The organism is Phycisphaerae bacterium (genome assembly GCA_018003015.1).
Taxonomy (GTDB): Bacteria; Planctomycetota; Phycisphaerae; order UBA1845; family PWPN01; genus JAGNEZ01.
Window position 1 is genome coordinate 25,642 of the sequence record JAGNEZ010000062.1, and the last position, 7,825, is coordinate 33,466.

At 64.7% G+C, this 7,825-nt stretch carries 6 protein-coding genes; all 6 read left to right on the forward strand.

Annotated elements, in window-relative coordinates:
- Nucleotides 1–2: 2 nt before the first annotated feature.
- The gene (locus tag KA354_20370; GenBank protein ID MBP7937005.1) at nucleotides 3–788 is read left to right on the forward strand and encodes a DUF2092 domain-containing protein; all 786 of its coding nucleotides are present in this window, start codon (nucleotides 3–5) and stop codon (nucleotides 786–788) included.
- Between the two features lie 740 nt (nucleotides 789–1,528).
- Complete coding sequence (locus KA354_20375; GenBank protein MBP7937006.1) at nucleotides 1,529–2,686, forward strand: DUF2092 domain-containing protein; 1,158 nt, start codon at nucleotides 1,529–1,531, stop codon at nucleotides 2,684–2,686.
- A gap of 2 nt (nucleotides 2,687–2,688) precedes the next feature.
- Nucleotides 2,689–4,071, forward strand: coding sequence for an MBL fold metallo-hydrolase (locus KA354_20380; GenBank protein ID MBP7937007.1), 1,383 nt, complete (start codon nucleotides 2,689–2,691; stop codon nucleotides 4,069–4,071).
- An 18-nt stretch (nucleotides 4,072–4,089) separates the two neighbouring features.
- On the forward strand, nucleotides 4,090–4,884 hold the full coding sequence (locus tag KA354_20385; GenBank protein MBP7937008.1) for a TIGR00730 family Rossman fold protein: 795 nt from the start codon (nucleotides 4,090–4,092) through the stop codon (nucleotides 4,882–4,884).
- Nucleotides 4,885–4,952: 68 nt separating this feature from the next.
- Nucleotides 4,953–5,621: a VIT1/CCC1 transporter family protein gene (locus tag KA354_20390; protein ID MBP7937009.1), complete on the forward strand. Its 669-nt coding sequence runs from the start codon at nucleotides 4,953–4,955 to the stop codon at nucleotides 5,619–5,621.
- A gap of 359 nt (nucleotides 5,622–5,980) precedes the next feature.
- Nucleotides 5,981–7,723, forward strand: coding sequence for an IS1634 family transposase (locus KA354_20395; protein ID MBP7937010.1), 1,743 nt, complete (start codon nucleotides 5,981–5,983; stop codon nucleotides 7,721–7,723).
- Nucleotides 7,724–7,825: the final 102 nt, after the last annotated feature.

Below are 7,825 nucleotides of genomic sequence, written 5' to 3' on the forward strand. Positions count from 1 at the left end.
ACATGATCCAGTTACGACGACTTCTCTCATATGGCGCGATGCTCGGCATCGCCTCCGCGGCCATGTCGGCAGGCTGCGCGACTCAGGAAACGCGAGTACGCGAGATCGATCCGCAGGCAGACCCGATCTTCAAGCAGATGTGCGAGACCCTCGACGCGGCGAAGACATTCTGCGTTCGCGTCCAGGCGACGATCGACAGGCCCGTGCAGACCGGGCAGCTCGCTCAGTTCCACCGCACCAGCATGATCACCGCGACCCGACCCGACCGGCTGCGAGCGGAAACCGATTCCGACGACGGTAAGTGGTCCGTCTGGTACCGCGGCAGCGCGCTGACGATACTCGACAAGGACGCCAACGCCTATGCGACTGAAAAGGTGCCCGGCCGCATCGGCGAAATGCTCGACTACATGGTCGACAATTACGATCTGGTCATGCCGCTGGCCGACTTGCTGGCCGGCAAGACCTACGACTCGCTGCTGGCCGATGTCGACTCGGGAGACTACTTGGGCCTTCACGCCGTGGGTGAAACAGAGTGTCACCATCTCCTGTTTCGCCAGGAGAATATCGACTGGCAGATCTGGATCGACGCGGGCAAGGTGCCGCTTCCGCGAAAGCTGCTGATCACGTATACCCAGGAAGCCGACCAGCCGCAGTACATCGCCACGATGGACGATTGGGATCTCGCACCCGCCGTCTCGGAACAGACCTTCATCTTCGCCCCGCCTGCCGGGGCAGAGAGCGTTCCGATGTCGGAACTGGTTACTGATGGAGAAGGAGCACAGCCATGACCTGTCGCAAATGCCAGTGGCTCACGTTGTTCTGCATGTTCGCCATCGCACTCATGGGTGACGCCGCATACGCCATCGGACGCGGCGGTGGGGGCGGGCGTGGCGGTGGAGGGGGATTCCGAGGGGGCGGAGGCGCGTCGCGAGGCGGCGGCGTCAGCCGCCCATCCTACTCCGGCAGCGGGGGCATCCGATACTCGTCACCGCGTCCCTCTACTCCATCCTATTCCCGCCCATCGACGCCCTCGTATTCACGGCCGTCGAATCCAACTTATCGGCCCAGTACCGCTGGAGGGAGCGTAGCACCCAGGCCCAGTACGGCGGGGGGCAGCGTAGCACCCAGGCCCAACACCGCCGCAGGCAGCGTCGCGCCCGGGCCGGTCAGCGCAGGAGGTTCTGCAACCACGATCCGGCGGCCAACACCGGGAACATCGGGGGCAAGCTCGATCTCGCGACCCGTCAGCCCCGCTCAACTACCTGCCAACAACGGCTCACTCATCCACCGCGGTTCGGTCACGACACCCAGCGGTGCCACAATCAGCGGCATCAAAGGACCCGGTGGCGGAGGCGCTGTCGGCGTCCAGGGGCCTGGCGGCGGGAGCGCCGGTGCGATCAAAGGCCCAGGCGGTGGCGTAACGGCAGGCGTTAGAGGGCCTGAGGGCGGTGCGGCCGGAGCCGTGAGAGGCCCCGGCGGCGGTGCGGCCGCCGGTGTCGTCGGCCCCGGAGGCGGAGCTGCCGGCGCCGTGAGAGGTCCAAACGGCGGTGCGGCCGCCGGCATCCGAGGGCCGGGTGGTGCGGCCGCGGGAGCCGTCCGGGGACCCTATGGCGGCGGCGCGGCCGGCGTCAGAGGACCTTACGGCGGCGCGGCCGGAGCGGCTTGGGGGCCAGGTGGCTACGGCGTCGCAGGCGTGCGAGGCCCGTACGGCGGACGCTACGTTACCAATCTCCCCGCAGGCGCCATTCACTACCCGTGGCATGGAAACGACTACTGGCACTCGGGCTGGGCCTGGTTCACCGCCGGCTGGGTCGCCGGAGCCGTCACTTACAGCGTGGCATATCCGCCGGTCGGGTATTACTACCCCACCCTGCCGCCTCAATACGAGACTGTCGTGATCAACAACACGACCTACTACGAGTCGGACAACGTCTACTATCAGGATGGCGAGCAGGACGGCAAAAAGGGCTACGTCGTTGCGGAATCCCCCGTGCCTCCCGAGGAGTCAACCCAGGCCAAAGGGCCGAATCCCTTCGAAGTTCTCAAGGGAATGTGTGATTACCTCGCCGGCCTCGACAAGTTCAGCATGGTCGCCAATACGACTCGCGATGAGATCCGCGTGTCCGGAGACAAGGTCCAGGTCTCGGAGCGGCGAGCCATCTGCGTGAGCCGACCGGATAAAGTGGCCATCGAAGTCACTGGCGACAACGGCGCCAGGCGAATGGTCTACGACGGCAAGACGGTCTCGATGCTTGATCGCTCCAAGAGCCTCTACACTGTCGTCGAGGTTCCCAACACGATCGACGCCGCGCTGGACACCCTCGCCGTCAAGTACGAGGTCATCGTCCCGCTCGAGGATCTGATGTACAAAGACCTCTACGACAGGGTATTGACCCGTATCACCGCGGGTGATTACCTCGGAACAGCGACCGTCAACGGCCTCAAGTGCCATCACCTGGCCTTCGTGGCCGGTGACTCGAATTGGGAGTTCTGGATCGAGGCCGAGGGCAAGCCGGTTCTTCGTAAGATCACCATCGACTACGGGCAAAACGAGACCCGATCGCGATATACGGCGGATATCGCCGGCTGGAGTGGCTCACCCTCGTTCAACGAGAGAACGTTCGCGTTCAAGTTGCCGGAGAACGTCAAACGCTTCGAGATGTCGCCCGTGAACAAAGGAGAGTAGTTTTGCAGATCAAGTTTCACGGCGCGGCCGGCGGCGAAGTCACCGGTTCGGCGTACCTCGTACAAACGAAGAACGCACGGGTCCTGGTCGATGGTGGCATGTCCCAGGGTGGCCGCGCCGCCGCAGCCAAAAACCGTCCACCCGAGACCGCCCGTCGAGGCAAACTGGACGCAGTCGTTCTCACCCACGCTCATCTTGACCATACCGGGCGCCTGCCGCTGCTGGCCAAGCTGGGCTACACCGGCCCGGTCTACGCGACCCCGGCCACCAACCAATTGACCGCCCGGATCCTCCGCGATTCGGCGAGGCTGCAGCTCCAGGACGCCGAACGCGACAACCGGAAGCGCGAACGCGCCGGCGAACCGCTCTACACGCCCGAGCACGCCGAGGCGATCATCCCGCGACTCAAGGAGGTCCCCTATCAGAAACCGGTGACCGTCGCGCCGGGCATACGCGCGTGCTGGGCCGAGGCGGGCCACATGCTCGGCTCCGCCAGCATCCAGCTGCTTGTCGAGGAGGACGGTCGCACCAAGAACGTCGTATTCTCGGGAGACCTCGGGTCCAAGGGCGCACCCATTCTGCGTGACTACGAGCCTTTCCAGCAGGCAGACAAGGTGGTCATGGAATCGCCCTACGGCGACCATGACCACCGGCCGTTCCGCGAAACGGTGGAGGAGTTCGTCGGGATCGTGAAGCATGCTGTCGAGAACGACGGCAAGGTGCTGGTGCCCACTTTCGCCGTCGGGCGCGCCCAACTGCTCACTCTGCTGATGAGTTGGATGTTCCGAAAGGGCAAGGTCAAGCCCTTCCCGGTGTTCCTCGACAGCCCGATGGCGATCGAGGCGACGCGGATCTACACCCGCCACGTCGAGCTGTTCGACGACGACATGCGAGCCTGCATGCGCGAAGGCCTGGTACGCGACGACCTCAAGACCATGAAAGCTACTGAGTCGGCCGACGACTCCAAGGCGGTCAACGGCGTCAAGGGGCCCTGCCTGATCATGGCCGGTGCCGGCATGTGCAACGCGGGACGCATCCTGCACCACCTGCGACAGAATCTCTGGAAACCCGAGACCCACGTCATCATCGTGGGTTATCAGGCACGGGGCTCGCTGGGACGTCTGCTGGTCGAGGGCGAGCAATTCGTGGGTATTCACGGCGAGAAGATCGCCGTGCGGGCCCAGATCCACACGCTGGGCGGATTCAGCGCCCATGCCGGCCAGACCGACCTGCTGAGCTGGTTCAGCGCCATCGCCCCGTCAAAGCCGCGTGTGATCGTGGCTCACGGCGAAGACGGGCCGCGCAAGACCCTGGCCAAACTCATTCAGCAGCGACACGGCCTCAAACCGACCATGCCCGCGATTGGTGATGTCATCGAACTCTGACCAAGACCCGAGGAGACCATGGCGAAGCGACAGACCATCGATCAATGGGAACGCAGTTGGCAGAAGTACTGGGCCAAGGCCGGTACGACCTACGAGTTGCCCCCCGAGCGCGCAGAAGAACGTAACTTCCTCATGCAGACGCGCACGCCTGCGGCGGAGAAAGCCCGCCTGCGACGCATTCAGGCCGAGTTCAAACGCGGATTCGGCCGGTTGCACAAGCTCGGCCCGGCGGTCACCGTCTTCGGCTCGGCTCGCTTCAACGACGGCCATCGCTACTACAAGATGGCCGTCGACGTCGGTCAGGAGCTGGCCAAGGCCGGCTTCGCGGTCCTGACCGGAGGCGGCCCCGGCATTATGGAAGCGGCGAACCGCGGCTCTCACGAGGCCGGCGGCACCTCGATCGGCTTGAACATCATCCTGCCGTTCGAACAGGAGCCGAACCCGTACGTGGACGAGAGTATCGAGTTCCACTACTTCTTCGTCCGCAAAGTGGTGCTGGTGAAATATTCCTGCGCATTCGTGATCATGCCCGGCGGTTTGGGGACGCTCGACGAGATGTACGAGGCCGGAACTCTCATCCAGTGCCACAAGATCGGCCCCTTCCCGGTGATCGGTATGGGCAGGAGCTTCTGGCAACCCCTGAAGCCGTTCACACGGCACCAGATCCGGGCCGGCGCGGTCGGCAAGGAGGAACTGGGCTTCGTGCGCGTAACCGATTCGCCGCAGGAGGCCGTCGATCTCATCGTGCGCAGCCAGCCGCCGGCCCTGCGCGCCCGGCTCAAACCGATAGCGTCCGGCAAGAACCGCAAATGATGCCATCCAGGTGACGAGGGCGGCCTCTCGCATGGCGGGCGGCGATTGCGCACCGAGGAGTGTTGCGGATGATCGGCAAAGAGACGTTCATTCACAGGTACCTGGAGCCGGCCGACCGAATCAACGAAGTGCTCTTCGGGCTGATCATGGTCCTGACCATTACCCTCACCGCGGGATTGGCGGTAGAGGACACGGCCCAGGGAGAACGCGAGCTGCTCATCGCGACCGTCGGCTGCAGTATCGCGTGGGGTATCATCGACGGTGTCATGTTCATGATGGGCAACATGCTCGACCGAGCCCGCAGGGCCAGGTACCTGATGGCCGTTCAACGAGCACCCGACGAAGCCGCCGGGATGGCCGTTGTCGAACAGGCGTTGGACGGAACGCTGGCGTCACTGATGACCGAGGAGGAGCGGGCGCGCGTGCGCCGCTCGGTGTACACAACCGCCCTTCGCACCCCGCCGGAACGTACCGGGCTCCACAAGGAAGACCTCCTCGGCGCCCTTGCCAGTTGCTTGTTGGTAATCGTCTCCACCATTCCCGCCGCTGTCCCGTTCCTGTTCATCAGCCGCACTCACGTTGCCTTGCGGGTCTCCAACGCCCTGCTCGTCGCCATGCTCTTCCTCACCGGTTACCAGTGGGGCAAGCACGCCAACGCCAACCGCTTGGGAACGGGCCTGGCGTTCCTTGTTGCCGGCCTGGCGCTGGTCGGTATCACCATCGCACTCGGCGGATGACGATGATGTTCGCATGCTCCTCGGGTGGATCCACGCCCGACCTACTTCAACCGGCAACGCGTGGCGCTCAGCCCGTGAAGCTTCATGTCCTCGATCATTCTGCGGCTGAGTTCGGTCACGATACACCTCCGTTTCGATGCGAACGCCGCTCCCCCAACGGGAGCGTATGAAACGAAGGTACGACCTCACCTCAGGCTCATTTTCGACAGTTGCCGCATTGTTGGCCTGCCCGAAACCCTGCTGGCGGCCCCGAGAACGCGGCTGGGACTGTTCCGGGGCTCGGAATGTAGTGCCTAAATAGTTGCGTCCGATGGCCGCAGGCTCTTGACATTCCTTTTTTTTTATGGTATTATTTGGGCATGTTTGTCCGCACCAAGCGTAGTGTCCAGAACGGTGTCACCTACGAATACCTGCAGATCGTCCGGTCGTATCGGGACGGCCCCCGGGTCCGCCAGCAAGTGGTGGGCACCCTGGGGCGGCGCGACGACGTGGTGGCCTCCGGCGAGTTGGATGGGTTGCTCCGCAGCCTGAGCCAATACAGCCAGGCCTTGCGGGTGGTCGAACGGACGCGGGAGGACCTGCGCGCCCGGGCCGCCCGCCCGTGGGGTCCGGCGCTGGTGTTCGGCCGGTTGTGGGACCGCCAGGGGGTTCCCGAAGTGCTCCGGTCGCTGGCCAGAAGGCGGAAGTTCGAGTTCGACGTGGAGCGGGTGGCTTTCGCGATGACCTTGCAGCGTCTGTGCCTGGGCGGTTCCGACCTGCAAGGCTCGCAATGGATCCGCACGGTGGAGTGTCCGGGCACCGACGGGCTGGCCCTGCAGCACTTCTATCGCACCACCGGTTTTCTGGCCGACGTTCGTGACCGCCTGGAGCAGGGGCTGTTCGACCGGGACCGCGACCTGTTCAGCGAGGACTTGGATCTGGTCTTCATCGACACCACCCGCGTGTACGTCTACCGGGACACACCGACGGCCTACCGCAAGCGGGGCTACTCGCGGGATCGCCGCCCGGACCTGGCGCAGTTCGTGCTCTGTGTGGTGGTGAACCAGGACAGCTGGCCGATCGCCTGGGAGATCTTTCCGGGGAACACGGCGGACGTGAAGGCCTTCGAGCAGGTGGTGAAAGTCCTGCGCGAGCGGCTGAGGATTCGTCGGGGGGTGGTGGTGGCCGACCGCGGGATGATCTCGAAGCAGACGATGACCCTGCTGGCGGATCATCCGCATCAGCCGTTCGACTATGTTCTGGGCTGCCGGCTGCGGCAGAACAAGGAGGTGGCCGAACAGGTACTGACTGATCCGGGCGAGTATGCGCCGGTGGCCCCGAACCTTCAGGTGAAGGAGGTCCGGGTGGGCTCGCGTCGGTACGTGGCCTGCCGCAACCCGATCGAGGGGGTCAAGGATGCGGCCGCCCGGGAGGCTCTGCTGGCCAAGCTGCAGGACACGCTGTCGCGTCACGGCCCCAAGGCGGTGATCGGCAACCACGGCTTCGCCCGCTTCGTGAAGGTGGTCAAAGGCGGGGTGACTATCGACCCGGAGGCGGTTCAGCGGGACAGCCGGTTCGACGGCCTGTTCGTGCTGACCACCAGCACCGACCTGCCCGTGGACCAGGTGGCCCGGACGTACAAGAGCCTGTGGCGGGTGGAACGAACCTTTCGCGAGGAAAAGTCCACGCTGGAGGTTCGCCCGATCTACCACCATCGCGACGACACTTCGATGGGGCACATCGTGGCCAGCTTCCTGGCCCTGCGGCTGGAGGTGGATCTTCAGCGTCGCCTAGATGATCGGGGCGTGGGCCTCTCCTGGCCGGACCTGATGCGGGATCTATCCGCCGTTCAGGCCGTGACGGTGGAGATGAGCGGCCGGCGCTATCGACTCCGCACGGACCTGCAGGGCAGCGCCGGCCAGATCTTCGCCGCGGCGGGCGTCCGGCCGCCGGCCACGGTCACTCTGCTGGGAGACCTGACCGAGCCGCAGTCGGAGATGAGGCCATGTAGTGCCAAGCCCGATCGCTGCGCGCGTAAGTCGTTGTCAACAAACAAGCCCGCGAAGCACGGTGTCGAAAATGAGTCAGAAGGTCCCAATCCCAGTTCCCCAGGTGCGCGATGAGCTGGGCTTCCGCCAAGCGGTCCACATGCCGCCGGATCTCAAGGTCGGCACGCATCCGTGCCAAGGCGCCCCCGAGCAGTTCGCCGACCAAGCGGATTCGGC